Origin of the sequence: Nonlabens arenilitoris (assembly GCF_002954765.1) — a bacterium.
Lineage (GTDB): Bacteria > Bacteroidota > Bacteroidia > Flavobacteriales > Flavobacteriaceae > Nonlabens > Nonlabens arenilitoris.
Window position 1 is genome coordinate 3,208,756 of sequence record NZ_MTPW01000001.1, and the last position, 17,990, is coordinate 3,226,745.

The window sequence follows — 17,990 nt, forward strand, 5'->3', positions numbered from 1 at the left end:
TTCTTATCTTTGTACAAAAGATCAAGACCTATGACTGCGAGTACAGCAATTCAAAAAAACACCTCATTTAAACTGGACTCTATTGAAGATGCCATTGAGGATATCAAAAAGGGGAAAGTTATCATTGTTGTAGATGATGAAAACAGGGAAAATGAAGGTGACTTTTTAGCTTCTGCACAATCTGTTACTCCTGAAATGATCAATTTTATGGCTACTCATGGTCGTGGATTAATATGCATGCCTATCACTGAATCGCGTTGTAAAGAATTAGAGTTAGACATGATGGTTACAAATAATTCTGATCCTATGGAAACTGCATTTACAGTTTCTGTTGATTTAAGAGGTCATGGTGTAACTACTGGTATAAGTGCTAGCGATAGAGCAAAAACTATACAAGCGATGATTCACAAAGACACGAGAAGTCATGACTTAAGTAAACCAGGTCATATCTTTCCTTTAAGAGCTCGTGACGGTGGCGTTTTAAGAAGAACTGGTCATACTGAAGCTGCTATTGATTTTGCAAGATTAGCTGGACATGAACCTGCTGGTGTGATTGTAGAAATCATGAATGAAGATGGAACCATGGCTCGCCTTCCACAATTAATAGAAGTCGCAAAAAAGTTTGACGTTAAACTGGTCTCTATTGAAGACTTAGTTGCTTATCGTATGAAAAACGATAGTCTCATAGAAAAGAAAGAAGACTTTAATCTACGTACCCGTTTTGGTGAATATAGATTAAGAGCTTATCAACAAACTACTAATCAACAAATACATCTCGCTTTAACTTTAGGTGATTGGGATGAAAATGAAGAAGTGCTCACCCGTATGAATTCTACACAGGTAAACAATGACTTATTTAGTACGCTTACCTCTGAGGCAGATCGTAAATTAGACGCCATGTTTGAACGTTTGAATAAAGAAGGTAAAGGAGCAATTGTATTCATTAATCAACAATTTCAACCAGAAAATATGTTGAGTAGATTAGAACAATTAAAAGCGTTACAAGAAAATGGCGAGGTAAAAGCGCCGCGTAAGAATTTAGATAATAGAGATTACGGTATAGGTGCTCAAATTTTACATGATTTAAAAATCTCAAAATTAAAACTGTTAACTAACAGTGAGCAAAGCAAGCGAATAGGTATGATAGGTTATGGTCTAGAAATTACTGAAACCATAAGCTATTAAACATGTTTACTAAAACTACAGAGCAAGACTCCTTATATGATGGACTAGAAAACATGTCCACGATAGATTTGCTCAATAACATCAATCGTGAAGATCAAAAAGTAGCTCTCGCAGTACAGCAAGTGATTCCTCAAATAGAATCTTTTGTAGAAGTTATAGTTAATAAGATGAAAACTGGTGGTCGTCTATTTTATATAGGTGCAGGAACTAGTGGTAGATTAGGAATACTAGACGCAAGTGAATGTCCTCCTACTTTTGGTGTTTCACCAGAAAAAATCATAGGCCTTATTGCAGGTGGCGATACAGCCATTAGACATGCTGTTGAGAACGCAGAAGATGATTCTAAACAAGCCATTAAGGATCTTCAAGAGCATTCCGTTAATGACAATGATACAGTCCTAGGTATCGCAGCTAGTGGTACGACACCCTACGTATTAGGCGGTTTACAAAGCTGTAATCAATTAAACATAACTACAGGAGCTATTACTTGTAATAATAATAGCCCTATCGCTGTTGAGGCACAATTCCCTATTACACCTATTGTAGGACCAGAATTTGTAACTGGTAGTAGTCGTATGAAGGCTGGTACCGCTCAAAAAATGATTCTAAATATGATAAGTACAACGGTAATGATAAAATTAGGTCACATTAAGGGTAATAAAATGGTAGACATGCAATTGAGTAATGATAAACTGGTTGATCGTGGTACTAGAATGATTATGGAACAAACTGGGATCAATTATGATAATGCTCACAAAGCATTGCTAGAATATGGTAGTGTACGATCTGCTGTTAACCATATAGAGAGCTGTTAATGGACCAGCAACAACCATCTACTGATAAAGAAGTTCTAGGTAAAGGGATCACTAGACTATTAACCGCAATACCATTTTTAATCGCTGGACCTATTTTAACTTATTTAGGTGCAGGAAGTGATCATCCTATCATTTTTTTAATGCCAGGAATTGCATTTTGCATATTAGCAGTGGTTTTTATTTTTCAAGGAATCAATACAATATTAGACTCCATGTTTAAAACAGATAAAAGAAGATAATATTTTTTTTATTTGATCGTTAACAATAGATATTCAATTCTGCTTTCGCGTAAGCGTAAAATGACCAACACAATGCTTAGATTAAATACAGTTCTATTAATAACAATCTTATTACTTTCTATCTCTTGTAAAGATCAATCTGCGACCACGAAAGAGACTTCTTATAAAATTACTGGCAATGTGATGGATTATGAAGGCCATGATGCGCAAGTGAATATCATGGGCTTTTTTGTAGATCCTTTATTTAAAGGTAGCATAGATGAAAGTGGAACCTTGATAATTGAGTTACCAAATGAATTTAATAAGACGTCTCAAAAAGCATTTGACGATTACAACTCCTTAAGCGACGCTGCTTATGAATTAAGTTCCATAGGAATAGAAGATATTTTCAGTCCATTAGAAAATCTTACCATTTCTAATCCAGATGTAAACATTGCTTTAGCAGGTAAATATTACGGGTTTGAAACGTATGAAGATGGCGTTAGAACAGGACGCATATTTCCCGGATCCTCTAAAGAATTTATTACCTATAACATTAATCCAGAAAAACATGAACCTATAAAAGGTCATTTTTATATGTGGCTATATTGTGACGGTAAAACAAGTATACGTGGAAATAATAAATTACCTATTGAAGTAAATGCATCTGGTGAGGTCATCAAAGAATCAACGAGAGAATATAATATCACTTTAAAGAAAGGATGGAATGTAGTTAAATATACTGTTATAGCTACAGAAAAAGATTCTAATGGAATTGAACAAGTGATGAAATCTTCATTTACTACCGAAGAAAATTATGAAAATGAAATATATTGGCATTATTTTCAATTGTAACACTTTAAGCAATCGACAAGTGGTGTTTAAAATCAGATTAAGAGAATCATTAACAGATTGACAATGAAACGCATAAAGAAATAAGTGTTTGTTAACGATTATTAAAGTCCCGATAGCGAAAACTTAACAGAATTTTCAGAAGTGCTATTAAATAGGAGTAGTTTTGTGTACCTCAAATTAATAGGAACATGAAAAAAATATTTACTTTTTTTGTATTAGGAATTATAGCAGCAGCTTGTTCCACTGAAGACGCAAACGTAGATCAATATGAAGCTCAAAATATCGATAAGATGACTGAAGCTGAATTTGTTGATTTTATGCAAAACATAGCTATTAGTCGTGACGTTTTACCTAGTGAATTAAATCCAGAAGAATCTGTTTATCCTTTACCTATTGAATCGATCAGTACTATTGGAGAAGAAAAATTTCTTATTGAAGATCCAGATTTCGGAGCATGTTTAGTAAGAGACATCAATTTACCAGGTACTGGTACTGTTGGTAACTTTGAAGTAACAAAGTTTAACGATAATAATGGTGAAGGAATCAGTAACACTAAATTTGATTTTAAATATACCGCTGCTCCAGGATGGTACATTTCTTCTATCTCTATGAATGTTGTAGGTGATTGTAGCTTAACGCCTTTAGTTAATGGTATCCCAGATGTATGTGCTTTTAACATTAGAAATTGTTTTTCTGGAAGACGTACCGGTGTAACTTATAGATTTAGAGATAACTGTTTACCTGACTGTACTTGTCTTGCTGCTTATGTAGTAATGTATACTTTAAAAGATAATGGTTGTGTAGATCGTTGTGTAGGTGTATGGGTAGATGGTGAACAATTAGGTCTTAGTGATACTGCAAAATCTAACACATTCTGTCAAGATGATTGTGGAGAAGTTCAAGATAACTAGAACATACTTTTAAAAAAAAGCGCTCCAAATGGAGCGCTTTTTTTTTGCGCTATATTTAATAATAATAAATCAAGATTATCCGTTAATTAAATAATCATGGCATCGTTTTAGTAACTTTGTATGTTAAAATCAATTCTATTGAAAATTATAATTAGCTCTCTAATATTTGTTATATCATTTCTTGGTTTTAGTCAGGATATACCATTAAAAAGTAATGACCTAGCTCCTACTGAAAATGATTCTATCATTAATGTAATTTCTGAATATCAGTTCATTGATGAAGAAAATTATCCGGACGCTATTATATATGCAAAATCTGATGCCCAACAAGTCTATGTTGTACATCAAGGTATTAAAATGTGGTGTGACCAGGCTGTTTTTTATAAAAAAGACAATTTTTTAAGAGCTCTAGGCTCTGTACGTATGAATCAAGGCGACAGCGTTCTTATGAATTCAAAATATGCAGAGTACAATGGTAATACTCAATTAGCCTTTGCAGCAGGTAAAGTGAATATGCGCAGTCCAGAGACCACTTTATCTACAGATACCTTATACTTTGATCGTAATAAACAACAAGCTTATTATAGAAGCGGTGGAACTGTAAAAGATACGGCTAGCACACTTACCAGTCGTGTGGGACGTTTTTTTATGCAAGAAAAAAAATATCAATTCATCGATGATGTAGTAATTGTCAATCCAGATTATACCATTAATTCTAGTCAGGTAAATTTTATACTGAAACGGGACATGCTTATTTATATGGTCCATCGACCATAAAAGGTAAAGCGAGTACCGTCTATTGTGAACGTGGTTTTTATGATACACGCAATGACTATGGACATTTTGTAAAAAAATCTAAAATAGATTATAATAATAGAACTGTTACTGGAGATAGTTTATACTTTAATCGTGTCACTAATTTTGCTAGCGCGACAAATAATATAGTCGTAACAGACACCATAAATAATTCTATTATTAAAGGCCATTATGCCGAAGTCTTTAGAGACAAAGATTCTGTTTTTATAACAAAAAGAGCTGTTGCTATATCGTTGCAAGAGGCAGATTCTGTATACATACATGCAGATACTCTAATGGTAACAGGTCCAGAAGATAATCGCATTGTACGAGGTTTTAGAGACGTAAGACTTTTTAAAAGTGATTTAAGCGGTCGTTGTGACTCTATTCACACCAGGCAATCTACTGGACTTACTAAAATGATAAAAAAACCTGTTTTATGGAGTGGTAAAAGTCAAATAACAGGAGATTCAATTCATCTACAAAGCAATGTAGAAACAGAAAAACTAGATTCTTTAAGAGTGTTTTATAATGCCTTTATAGTTGATAAGGATACCATTCATGATGGTTATAACCAGATAAAAGGTAAAGAACTCATAGGATTATTTAAGGACAATGAATTAAATAAAGTAAAAATAGATAAGAATGTAGAAAATCTATTGTATGTTTCTAATGAATCTGATGAACTAGTTGGGATTAATAAAGGGACCAGTAGTAAGTTAGAAATCACCTTTAAAAATGGTGATATTGCCATTATAAAACCTATCGGGAATCCTAAAGATGAAACCATTCCACCTGATGAGCTTCCTGAAAACGCTAGAAGGTTAAGAGGCTTCAATTGGCGAGGTGAAGAACAGCTCAATTCTGTAGATGATCTATTTATGGGGAAACCTAAACCGGTACTTACAAAAATTCAAGGGCTACCGCTGCCTTTACAAGAAGAAGATTTCTTTGATGAGAACAACTCTTCTCAAATTAACGAAAACTCACGATTGAAGGATAAAAAGTTAATTGATAAAAAAGAAGATCAACAATTAATAGGTAAAAAGAAATAACATTGAAGAAAGACTTTTTTCAATATCAAGCTCCTACTACCCCATTTGCTCCAGCTCTTGAGGTATCGCATGCGCGTGGAAATTACATTTATGATGTCCACGGAAATAAATACTTAGATTGTGTGGCAGGAGTCAGTGCATTACCACTAGGACATTGTCATCCAGCGGTCACTACCGCCATTAAAAAACAAGTAGACTTATACATGCACGTGATGGTCTATGGAGAATATGCTCAAGAACCAGCAGTCGAGCTGTGTAAAAAAATAGCACAACACATGCCTGAACCACTCCAAATGACCTACCTGGTCAACAGTGGTACAGAAGCTATGGAAGCAGCTATAAAGCTAGCACGTAGAGTAACCGGTAGAAGTGAATTGATCTCTATGCAACATGCATATCATGGTAACACCATGGGATCTTTAAGTTTAATGGACTATGAAGAGCGCAAGGCACCTTTTAGACCATTAATACCTCAAATAAAACACATTAAGTTTAATTGTATGTCTCAATTAAATTTAATTACTTCCCAAACTGCTGCAGTAATCATAGAGTCGATTCAAGGCGGCGCTGGTTTTATAATTCCACACGCGTCGTGGTTAAAATCATTAAAGGCAAAATGTAATCAAACAGGTGCTTTACTTATTATAGATGAAATACAGCCCGGAATGGGCCGTACAGGCACAATGTTTTATTTCACCCAGCATGATATTATTCCAGATATGGTGATTACTGGTAAAGGACTTGCAGGTGGTTTACCCATAGGTGCTCTTACCGCTAGTGCTACACATCTCAATCACTTTAAAGAAGCTCCCATGTTGGGACATATCACCACATTTGGCGGTAATCCAGTAATAGCCTCAGCGGCACTTGCCACAATGACTGAACTGGAAAAAGGAGACCTTATTAAGTCTGTAAGCCTTAAAGAATTACGCTTTCGCGAAAGCTTAAAAAACAAACACATTTTAGAAATAAGAGGTACAGGATTGATGCTAGCAGCCATACTGTCAGATGATCAACACACTGCAGCCATAGTTGATGAATGTCGCAACCGTGGTGTTATTTTCTTTTTACTACTCTTTGAAAAAAGAGCCATAAGAATAACGCCACCACTAACAATAACAATAGATGAGATTGAAAAAGCGTGCAATATTTTAAATCAAGTTATTAACGAATTTTATAAATAATAACAGAATTTTAGACTGTTTATAAAATGTTTATAACAGATTTTCAACTCTAATGGAAAGAATGGCAAATATTTTGAACTTAGTAAGAGTACAATTCTTAAAAACGATATATGCATTTTGAACTTAATAGTGATGGCTTTATGAGCGTTAAAAAGTTTGAATTAATGCTTAAATCTAACGAGGTTGGATTTTTTGATAGTGAAGAATTTGAACAGATAGTTGAGCATTATCTTGAGACAGGCAAAATGATTATGGCGCGTAAAGCCGTTCAGTTAGGCCTTTCACAACATCCTAGTTCTGTTGAAATTAGATTGTTACAAGCAGAGATTCTCGTATTTGATAATGAGTTTGAACAAGCTCACGAATTATTAAACACTTTATACGAATTACAACCCCACAACTCTGAAATTTATATTCAGAAAGCTAATATTTTTTCTAAATGTGATGATCATGAAAAAGCGATAGAACTTTTAAATCAAGCATTAAAACTTACTGAAGATCAAGCAGATGTATATAACTTAATAGGTATGGAATACCTATTTATTGAAGATTATAATTTTGCTAAAGACAATTTTATAAAATGTCTAGAATTAGATGAGACAGACTATTCTGCCTTATACAACATCATATATTGTTTTGATTTCTTAAAGCAGAATAAAGAAGCAATAACGTTTTTAAATAAATTTCTTAATTCTAATCCATATAGTGAGGTCGCCTGGCACCAGATAGGTAAGCAATATTTTGATCTCAAAATGTATGACAAGGCTTTAGCAGCCTTTGATTTTGCCATCATATCAGATGAATTATTTGTGGGTGCTTATTTAGAGAAAGGTAAAGTCTTAGAAAAATTAGGGAAATATAATGAGGCGATAGAGAATTATCAAATCACTCTAGAACTGGATGATCCTACATCTTTTGCTTATTTAAGGTTAGGAAAGTGCTATCAAAAACTAGGTGCATTTGATCTAGCTGTAAAGTTCTATAAGAAAACCGTAAAAGAAGACCCTTTATTAGATAAAGGTTGGATTGCATTAGTTGATTTTTACACAAAACAATTGAATTATCAAAAGGCTTTGAGTTATATAGAAAAAGCAACTGAAATAGATAGTGAAAATGCCCTATACTGGATCAGATATGCAAAATTGAATAAGAAATTAAACTTTTTTGAAGAGGCAGAGTACGGATATCGCAAAGCAATCGATCTGGGTAATTATGAATTAGAAACCTGGTTACAACGTTCAGATATTTTATTATACCTAGGTGAAATTGATGGGCAAATTTCTAATTTAGAACATGGATTAGAATTTTATCCCGATGATGCTGAACTTGAATATAGACTAGCTGGTGCTTATTTTAAACAGCACAATATAACCAAAGGCAGATTTCATTTACAAAATGCTTTTAAAAATGATCCAGAATTCTTAATCATTATAGAAGAGTTATATCCTGAAATATTGCAACTGGAAGAAGTCAAACATATCATTACATAAATACATTTCATGTTATTTTTCTCAAAGAAAAGTTTCCTTGTAGACCACCTAGAAGGACTAATAGATATACATAACCATATCCTACCTAGTATTGACGATGGATCGCCTGATTTAATTACGACCTTAAAGATGATTGAATTGTATCAAGAAATAGGATACAAAGGTTGTATAGCGACACCTCATACCATGGAAGACTATTATGGTAATGATATATCCACTATCACGTCAACTTATAAAGATACTATAGAGAATTTAAAAGAATTTAATCAAGATACATTTATCTACAATGCATCATCAGAGTATATGATGGATAGTGGTTTTGAACAACTAATTGAAAATGAAAATCTACTTTTTTTAAAAGATCGTATTTTACTTACCGAGTTTTCCTATTTTCAAAAACCGGAATATGTAAATGAAGTTGTCTTTAACATGTTACAAAAAGACATCTCACCTATTCTAGCTCATCCCGAAAGATATAGATATATAAAAGGAATAGAAGAATATAAAGACTTAAAAGATAGAGGATTCTTATTTCAACTTAATCTTCTCTCTATAGATGGACATTACGGTAAAGATGCTCAGAAAAAGGCAATTCTTCTATTAGAACATAACTTATACGATCTAGTAGGAACAGATGCTCATAAACCAGAACATTTGAGAAAAATAAGGGAAATACAAATTAAATCTAATATCCTTACTAATATTCAACCTGTAATAGAAAATAGCAAGCTAAACTTTTAATGTTTAAAAGTTTAGCTTAGCCTTTAATCTTTCCATAAAGGTTTTCTTATCTGCTGAATATGAATACCCATATTTATTACCATATCCAAAATTAGTCAACTTAACACTGTTAATAACTGCAGCTACATTAGTTAATTTACCATCTTTAATGGTATCTGAGATAAATTCTAAAAGACCACGATCTGTATGATTTGCTCTAGTAACATATACAGTTACATCAGCAAACTTATTAATTAAGAATGTATCTGTAACAACGATGGTTGGTGCAGAATCAATAATAACTAAATCATACATTCCTTTTGCTTCCTCAATCATATCTTTAGTCCTACTCTGCATCCACAACTCAGCAGGATTAGGAGGAATAGAACCAGATAATAGCATATGTAGATTACTATTATCATCTACAGGAACTACAAGATCTACTAATTTTAAATCAGAATTGACTAAGTACTCAGTAACTCCTTTTTTACGTTTTAAACTAGCATCAAAGAAACGATGAAGTTGCGGATTACGTATATCACCACCTATTAATAATACTTTTTTTCCACTGTAGGCAAAAGTACTTGCTAGATTAAATGCTGTTGTGGTTTTACCTTCACCCTTTACGGTAGAAGTTACCAAAACTACTTTAGTATCATCATGATTTAATGCTCCTAATTTATACTGTAAATTAGTTCTAATAATTCTGAAGGATTCAGCGAGAACACTACGGTCATTAGGAATAATTCTATCTTTAGCATCACTCTCTAATTTAGGTACTTCACCTAAAATAGATACCTGAGGTAAATTTCTCTCTAAGTCTTTTCTAGATTCAATTTTATTGTAGAAAATTTGTTTCAAATAAACCAGACCTAACGGAATTAAAACTCCTAGAACTAAAGCAGCGAGTAATATAATCTTAGGCTTAGGTGAAACAGGCGTCTCTGGTGCATATCCAGAATCAACAATTTTTGCCTTAGGTGCAGTTACCGCAAGAGATATAGCTGTTGTTTCTTGTTTCTCTCTCAACAATAAATAGATGGCTTCAACAACTTCACGATTTCTCTCAACGCTACGACTGGTTTTCTCGTTATTCGGTACCTGAGAAATGTTAGTATTTATTTGATTAGACTTTCTTAGTAGATTGTTTTGTTCCACTTTTAAGCCATTGATATAAGCATCAAGCGAATTAAATATACCTCTTTTTAAAGAGTTTAACTCAGTCGATAGCTTAACCATTACAGGGCTTTCTGATGTTGAGGTCTGCCCTACTCTTTGATAAGTAGTCAATACTTCATTATAGTTATTAATGAGACCTATCAATGAAGGGTCATTAATTCCAAGTCCTGAAGTAGTAACGCTTTTTTCAATATCGGTAATCATGAATTCTTTCAAGGACCTTCCTATAGATAATTGCGTCTCTACTTTTAAAAGTTCAGACTCAATTTCATTTACTTTTTGCAAATCAAGTGATGTTTCCACACCAATGTCGGTAAGGCCTTTATTGGTTTTAAAAGATTCAATACCTGTCTCTACGCTATCAAGATCTTTAGTAATATCGTTAAGGCGTTCTTCGATAAACTTTGCAGTATTAAGAGCTACAATATTTTTATCATTTATAGCGTCCTTGTTATACTCTTCAATGAGCTGATTTAAAACATCTTCAGCACGCTCACCTACTACGTCCGTTATAGATAAGTTAACCACACTACCTCTTTTACCAGAGGTATTAACAGTAAGTCGTGAATGATAATCCTGCACCACTAACTCAATAGGTCTTATCACAATTTTTAAATCTGTAGCTTCTTCACTATTTCCTTCAGTACTGACATTATTGTCATAAGATTTTGGAGAAAAAATTAGTGATTGATCATTAATATTTATAATCTCACCATATTCTTTAGTCATCCACTGAGAATCGGCTTCTAATTTAAGCCCAAATAAAGAATCGTTAACCTCTTTTACATAAAATGTAATTGGAGTTTTAAACTGAACAATGGAATCATTTTTTAAATGATTAACATCTAAAAATCTATTAGTGTAAACATCACTTTCTTTAACATTTCCTTTTCTAGAATAAGTCGTTGTTAAATTAAAATGATCTATAACATTTGACAATAACCTTTTAGATTTTAATATTTCGATCTCATTCTCTACACTATTGAAATTGCTCCCGAATAACCCCATATCACCAAGCACACCCGTTTCAGACAAGCCACCACCCATTTGAGTGTCTTTAATGATGATCGATGCTGTAGCTTGATACTTTTTTGTGGCATATCTTAAATATAGTTGAGAGACCACTATACAAAACAAAACAGATAGGATGACCCAAGGCCACGCTTTTATAAACGGCTTCAGCTGATCCCTTAAAGATTGTTCGTTTGTATTATTATCTTGATTATTCATTAATTATTTATTCAAATTTGAAAACACCACCACAGTTGTCAGTAACAAGGACGCGATAGAAACATAAACCGAGATATTTCTATTAAATCCAGAAGCCTGAATTTGAGCACCATTAGGTTCAACAATTATCGTATCGTTCTGATTTAGATAATAGAATGGTGAATAAATAAAATCGGCACTTGTTAAATCTACTCTAGTTGATGTTTGAATTCCATTCATATCCCTAATAACAACAATATTGTCTCTTCTACCATAGACCGTCAAATCGCCTGCAAGTCCTATTGCCTGAAGCAGTGTAATTCTATTGTCATCAACTTTATAGGTACCAGGTCTATTGACCTCACCTAATAGAGTAATCTTATAATTTATAATACGAACATCAACAACAGCATCCTTAACGTATTGAAGCATTTTATTTTTTAGAAGTTCTTGAAATTCAATACGAGTATTACCGCTAGCTTTCACTTTGCCTAACAAAGGATAATTAATAAAACCTTCATCATCAACAAGATAACTCTGTAAGGTTTCTTGGGATCTGATAGAAAGTTCTTGATTTACAACAGGACTTACCACTTTATTAAATGGTTGAACACTTTCCATATTTTCACTGGTGACGATAATTTTTAAAATATCATCGTTCGTGATAACCGCATCATATTTAGACGATTGGGATTCAGATAAAGCTGTATCAATATCTTGTACGTATATAATGTCTTTCTTAGAAACACAAGATGAAGTCACCATCGCAACAAGCATTACAATGAAACTGAATTTTAAAAGTGTGATTTTTCCCATTTTGCAAATATAAGATTTTAGGTACTTATTTTGACATCTTTATCCAGCTCTTCATAAATACTATTTTGACTCAAGAATTCCGGTATTAATTCTTTAAGTTTTTGAACAACCAGTGTATTATTTTGTTGTTCTGCTGCGGCAGCGATTTCTATAATAAAATTATTCACCTCTTCCATACCAATCACCTGATCTTTTGCTCTCATAATTTTTTATGATGAGTAGGTAGCGTTTTTGCAGAATCATTTAATAATTCTTCAAATAACTTTTCACCTGGTCTTAATCCTATGACTTTAATATCAATTTGATTATAAGGTACAAAACCAGAAAGTTTAATCATTTTCTCAGCAAGATCCATTATACGAACAGGTTTCCCCATATCAAAAACAAAAACTTCTCCTCCTTGCCCCATGGTTCCTGCCTGTAATACCAATTGACATGCCTCTGGAATAGTCATGAAATAGCGAATAATATCTTGATGCGTTACCGTTACTGGACCGCCAGCAGCAATTTGCTTTTTAAAATGCGGAATAACAGATCCATTGGAACCCAATACGTTACCGAATCGAGTTGTAATAAAACACGTTCCGGACTCTTCAGCTTGCAACGCCTGAACATAAATCTCGGCTGCACGTTTTGAAGCTCCCATCACATTGGTAGGATTAACAGCCTTATCTGTGGAAACCATTACAAAACGATCCACACCAAATTGAGTGCTAAGATTAGCAAGATGCATTGTTCCAATTATATTAACAAATACAGCTTCAGATGGATTATTTTCAATAAGTGGTACATGCTTATAAGCAGCAGCGTGAAAAATAACCGAAATTTTCTCCTTGTTAAACAGATTTGTAAGTCTCTTCAAGTTTCCCACATCAGCAAGAACAAACTCAAAGTCAACGTCATTAAATTTTGACCTTAGCTCTAACTCAAGCTCATGTAGAGGTGATTCAGCTTGATCTAGTACAATCAGTTTTCTAGGCTTAAATTGAGAAACTTGTCTAACGATCTCGCTTCCTATCGAACCTGCACCACCAGTGACTAATATTATTCTATTATTGAGATATTCATTGATGAGAGAATCATCTAATACTATTGGATTACGCTCTAATAAATCTTCAATTTGAATCTCCTTTATGTTACCTTGAACACTCTCAGAATCATTCCATTCCTTGATCACTGGAGCATTATATATTTGAATCCCATAATTGAGGCATTCATCAACAATATTATTTTTTTGTTTGTTAGAAATAGTATCTCCTACGATAACGATACCATCAATATCATAAGGCTGTAAATTCTCGTATAAGTCGCTACTATATTTAAAAATCGGTTTTCCTAAAATTTTGATTTTTGAATGTGATTTAGTAAAAGAAACAAAGCCCGCTAAATCAAAATCCTGATTTCTAGAAATGGTCATGGCTTCTCCTACTGAAATAGTATCATCATTTACTCCTAATAATAGCACTCTTTTTTTCTCTGAAGTATTAAGATTTGTAAAAAGTTGATAAACCGACTTTACCACCATTCTGAACAATAACATTAAACCAAAAGTAATCGTGGCGAATATTGCTAAAAAAGGAACTAAGAAAAGTTTTTTATCAAAAAGAAAATGATAACCATAACTAATCATCATCAAAGCTACCGCTGCTGATATAGCGGCTAAAGCTATTTTTAAAATATCAACGGTCGTACTATGTCTTATTAAACCGGCATAAGTGCTAAAAACGAAAAAAAACGAAAACTGGACTAAGCAGACTACTAATCCTTGCTGAAATATGGTTAAAGATGGATAAAATGAAACCGATAAATTCTTAACTAATAAAAAGCTTATTAAAAAAGATATCATGACAATACATGAATCTATTGCAACAACAGCCCAACGCGGTAAATAGGAGATATTTCTAAATTTTAGATCATTATCTCCTTTAAGCAATACATGTGACAATCTTTTTTTAAAATAATCCCAAGTCATTTGACTAATATTAATTGGTTTAAAAAAGGGTAATGCTACCATTACCCTTTTTAATTCTTATATGATGAATATAAATCTACTGTATAATCCAGTCTATAAATAAGACGTGAGGATTAAATGAGCTATACTTTATTGGATAACAATCTTTTCAACTAAGCGATTATTCCCTTGTTTTACAGTTAACAAATATACACCCATATTTAAATTATCCAAATTAGTCACTATGACTTGCCCGTTAGACGTGTTAAAATCTCGATGAATTAACAATTGTCCCGACAAATTGTGAATTTCAACTGATGAATCAACATTGTTACTTAAACCATTAACTTGTATTCTTCCATCAGTAACCGGATTTGGATAAATGGTCATTAACTCACTTCTCTCGATGTCTAATTCGCTCAAGGTCACATTTGAAAAATAAATAGAGAAACGATCAGATGCAACACTTGACAAAATTCCGTTGTTAAAATTCAAGGTAATTGTAGTAAGTACATCAGCAGCGATCAGATGATACTGATTTGTATGAGCATCATATAAATAGGTGTTCAAATTATTTACACCAGACAATCTAGTTTTGAAATTATAGTTCCCATCATTAAATCTCTTGATCTCTAAAGGAATTATAGTTCCGTCAGTAGGATTAGAACGACTCTCTATTGCAAGTCTATTAGTATTGTTGATAATCGAAATATTTTCATCTAAATTCTCAATCTTCAATAAGTCAAACGAATCTATTCCGTCAAGACCATTTATATCAAAATTTAATTTAAGACCATCTAATGCTGTAGAGTTCGAATTGTAAACATCTAAAGTTAAAAACCCTTGTGGTGAGCTAAACGTAGATGTTAAGTTAGAACCAGATACTTTATAGCTTTCTTTAAAAGTTACACTAGGCACATCTGCATCTGAATCATTTAATATTTGTAAAAACATAGATTGACCAGGTTGCAACACTCCATCAACTTCTGTATCTGTAGGTGTGCTAGAATCTGTTGAAAAATCATAAGCTCGATAAGCACCTCTAGTACCAGCTTGTGGATTCCATATATACATAAAGTTAGGATTCATGTCTTCTTGAGTACTAGTCATGGTATTAAAAATCATAGCGCCAACATCCACCTTTGCTTGATAAGGATTACCGACAAATACAAAATCACCAGTCGACAAACTAGCATCAAAAGTTTGAATGGCATCGTTTAGTTTTAGTTCACCTGTAGTGGTTAACTTGGTATCATTAGGCATATCACTAATCGTTAAATCTATGGAACGATCTCCTCTTATAAATAATCGGTAAGGTGTTCCTGCGATTAAAGATGCATTCATATCATCAGTAGCAGTTGGAGTTTGCCAGACTTGTGTTCCATCATTACTAAAAGTAAAAGCAGATGGATTATTAGAACCCGAAATATCAAATCCACCAGATGTTCCTCCCGTAATTTGTGTTCCTATTCCTGCTTGATATCCTGCATCACCAGGATTTAATCCACCTTGCTGCCAATTATCAAAAATAGTACCCGTCATATCTACTGGTGAACTTACAAACCTAAAAGCTCGTTGTGCTGGGTAAAATTGTTCAACCGTAACATCACCAGTTATTGACCCAGAAATCACCTCTTCAATAACGGCACTTTTACCATCAATGGATTTAAAAGTCAATTGATCATTTGTGATTAGATTTCCTGAAACTAACTTTAAATGACTATTCAATTCAGTTTCATCTATTAAAGATACTGAACTCAACAAAGTCATCGATTCATAAATACCTTCTGCTACGATAGTTTCTATGCTAGGATTAGCCAAAATTTGTATATTATCTAAAGCAATTTCATCAGAAGAATTACTTCCGCTATCTGCAGAAGACCATGCTAGAACATAAGTAGCACCGTTAGCTATATTTAAGCCTGTCATATCCAAAGCTACCATATTGCGTTTCCATTCTTCAATCACATCTTGACCTAACATAGATGTAAGAGCAACATCAGTTATTTCAGTAAGTGAGTTGATATCTGTTCCATGGGAGAATCTAAAATCATTTGCTCGATTTTCGTTATCTAATACATAAAAGTCATAAGCTATTGATAAATCTGTAATCGTGACTCCAGTATTATTGGTAAATTGAAAATGGATAGTTCCTGGAGTAAAATCACTTGCTGTAGGCTGCACACCTAGTGCAAAATCACCTGGTGCTACTTCAAAAGCATAAATTCCACCGCTACTCACGCCACCATCAGAGGTTCCTTTACCAAAATCATTGCCAGATTGTTCATCGCCAAAAGAGGTGGTTCCATCTTGTAAACCTGTTATAGCAAAAGCATCAGCATCTAATTGTCCTGCAGTAGGTACCATTGCAAAACCAGAACCATTAAATGCTCCATTATTAACATTTGCTACCGTATTATCAAAATCAATAAGATAGTTGGTATCTACCATATCCACTTGCAATCCTTGTGGTTGCGGATCTGTTACCGTATAAGATTGTTCGGTTGTCGTTGTAGTTTCTGGTGCCGCGTTAGCATCTGTGGCAACTATTTGATAATAAACTGTAGTACCATCAGCAACCGCTGGTATACTAGCTGTGTAAGTATCACCACTACTTAATGTCATCACTACTGAAGGCTGATCATAAACACCTGTTGCAAACCCATATTCTAATACCACACTAGCAAGACCATCTGCATCAATAACATCTGCATTGATAGTTACTGTTTCAGTAGAAGCTGGTACTAATGGACTGTTTGAAATATTAGTTACCGATGGAGCCAGATTACCACCAACCATTAATCCTTCAACTCTAAAATTATCAAAACCAGCATGGTCTCCACCATTTTGAGTAATACGTAATTGAAATGCTACTGAAGAACTTCCGTCAGGAATAGAAATAGAAGAAGTTACATAACCAGGCGTTGTGAAATTTGAGCCACCATCGACAAGTTGAACTTCTGATTGAGCTATTCCATCTATAGTTACAGTATAAAAAACATCATCATTATTATCAAAACCTAAAATGTTGTAGTCAAATTTGATATTTACATTTGTAAACCCATTTGTACTAATACTTCCAAAATTAAGAGTTTCACCAGAGGCAGAACCACAATTCCCATTTAAATCTGAAACTCCCCATAACTGAATTCCTTGAGAAGGATTAATTGAACTCTGACTAGCAACATAATCCCAAACATCTCCTCCACTAGAACATGCCGGAGTAGAAAGTGTTAGAGGCCATGTGTCACTCATATTTTGTTCAAATCCTTGACTAGCTATTGTCGATTGACCATAGCTCAATAGCGTAAAAAGAAATGCACTAAATAGTAATATTTTTTTCATTTGTACGATTTTATAGAATTACAAAAATATCGTTATTACTACAAATTCATAATGGATTTACATTAAGCCTAGGTTAAGTTATTAAGTTTTATTTGATAACTGAACAATTCCTTCTACTGATAATAAATGACTTGCATGCTTATAGAACCCTTCATGAAACGAATAAACTTCTTCAACACCATCTAATAGTGGTACCCGATAAAAAAGCCGATAGCACTAGTTGAGTGTTACCGACTTTCTAAATCTAGAAATTATTTTTAAT

At 33.4% G+C, this 17,990-nt stretch carries 15 protein-coding genes; 10 read left to right on the forward strand and 5 right to left on the reverse strand.

The window, feature by feature from the left end; genetic code table 11:
- The first annotated feature begins 30 nt into the window (after positions 1-30).
- The 10 genes from ribB (at position 31) to BST92_RS14430 (ending at position 9,249) form a co-directional block, all read left to right on the forward strand.
- Positions 31-1,185, forward strand: a complete 1,155-nt coding sequence (ribB, locus tag BST92_RS14390; RefSeq protein ID WP_105072089.1) for a 3,4-dihydroxy-2-butanone-4-phosphate synthase — start codon at positions 31-33, stop codon at positions 1,183-1,185.
- A 2-nt stretch (positions 1,186-1,187) separates the two neighbouring features.
- Complete coding sequence (murQ, locus tag BST92_RS14395) at positions 1,188-2,000, forward strand: N-acetylmuramic acid 6-phosphate etherase (RefSeq protein ID WP_105072090.1); 813 nt, start codon at positions 1,188-1,190, stop codon at positions 1,998-2,000.
- Complete coding sequence (locus tag BST92_RS14400) at positions 2,000-2,239, forward strand: DUF6095 family protein (protein WP_105072091.1); 240 nt, start codon at positions 2,000-2,002, stop codon at positions 2,237-2,239. The genes murQ and BST92_RS14400 overlap by 1 nt, the downstream gene beginning before the upstream one ends.
- A gap of 72 nt (positions 2,240-2,311) precedes the next feature.
- On the forward strand, positions 2,312-3,073 hold the full coding sequence (locus BST92_RS14405) for a hypothetical protein (RefSeq protein WP_105072092.1): 762 nt from the start codon (positions 2,312-2,314) through the stop codon (positions 3,071-3,073).
- A 188-nt stretch (positions 3,074-3,261) separates the two neighbouring features.
- Positions 3,262-3,984, forward strand: coding sequence for a hypothetical protein (locus BST92_RS14410; protein ID WP_105072093.1), 723 nt, complete (start codon positions 3,262-3,264; stop codon positions 3,982-3,984).
- A 138-nt stretch (positions 3,985-4,122) separates the two neighbouring features.
- On the forward strand, positions 4,123-4,761 hold the full coding sequence (locus tag BST92_RS15295; RefSeq protein ID WP_245910956.1) for an OstA-like protein: 639 nt from the start codon (positions 4,123-4,125) through the stop codon (positions 4,759-4,761).
- A 272-nt stretch (positions 4,762-5,033) separates the two neighbouring features.
- A complete protein-coding gene (locus tag BST92_RS15300) occupies positions 5,034-5,834 on the forward strand; it encodes a hypothetical protein (RefSeq protein ID WP_245910958.1) in 801 nt (266 codons plus the stop codon).
- A gap of 2 nt (positions 5,835-5,836) precedes the next feature.
- Positions 5,837-7,018, forward strand: coding sequence for an aspartate aminotransferase family protein (locus BST92_RS14420; protein WP_105072094.1), 1,182 nt, complete (start codon positions 5,837-5,839; stop codon positions 7,016-7,018).
- A gap of 110 nt (positions 7,019-7,128) precedes the next feature.
- The gene (locus BST92_RS14425) at positions 7,129-8,508 is read left to right on the forward strand and encodes a tetratricopeptide repeat protein (protein WP_105072095.1); all 1,380 of its coding nucleotides are present in this window, start codon (positions 7,129-7,131) and stop codon (positions 8,506-8,508) included.
- Positions 8,509-8,517: 9 nt separating this feature from the next.
- Complete coding sequence (locus BST92_RS14430) at positions 8,518-9,249, forward strand: tyrosine-protein phosphatase (RefSeq protein WP_105072096.1); 732 nt, start codon at positions 8,518-8,520, stop codon at positions 9,247-9,249.
- Between the two features lie 3 nt (positions 9,250-9,252).
- Here BST92_RS14430 and BST92_RS14435 read toward each other — a convergent pair whose 3' ends face one another.
- The 5 genes from BST92_RS14435 to BST92_RS14450 form a co-directional block, all read right to left on the reverse strand.
- On the reverse strand, positions 9,253-11,637 hold the full coding sequence (locus tag BST92_RS14435) for a GumC family protein (RefSeq protein WP_105072097.1): 2,385 nt from the start codon (positions 11,635-11,637) through the stop codon (positions 9,253-9,255).
- A gap of 3 nt (positions 11,638-11,640) precedes the next feature.
- Positions 11,641-12,432: a polysaccharide biosynthesis/export family protein gene (locus BST92_RS14440; RefSeq protein WP_105072098.1), complete on the reverse strand. Its 792-nt coding sequence runs from the start codon at positions 12,430-12,432 to the stop codon at positions 11,641-11,643.
- Between the two features lie 17 nt (positions 12,433-12,449).
- Positions 12,450-12,635, reverse strand: coding sequence for a hypothetical protein (locus BST92_RS15475; RefSeq protein WP_342747881.1), 186 nt, complete (start codon positions 12,633-12,635; stop codon positions 12,450-12,452).
- Positions 12,632-14,446: a polysaccharide biosynthesis protein gene (locus BST92_RS14445; protein ID WP_342747882.1), complete on the reverse strand. Its 1,815-nt coding sequence runs from the start codon at positions 14,444-14,446 to the stop codon at positions 12,632-12,634. Before BST92_RS14445 ends, BST92_RS15475 begins: the two co-directional genes overlap by 4 nt.
- Before the next feature lie 87 nt (positions 14,447-14,533).
- On the reverse strand, positions 14,534-17,728 hold the full coding sequence (locus BST92_RS14450) for a T9SS type A sorting domain-containing protein (protein WP_105072099.1): 3,195 nt from the start codon (positions 17,726-17,728) through the stop codon (positions 14,534-14,536).
- Positions 17,729-17,990 lie beyond the last annotated feature (262 nt).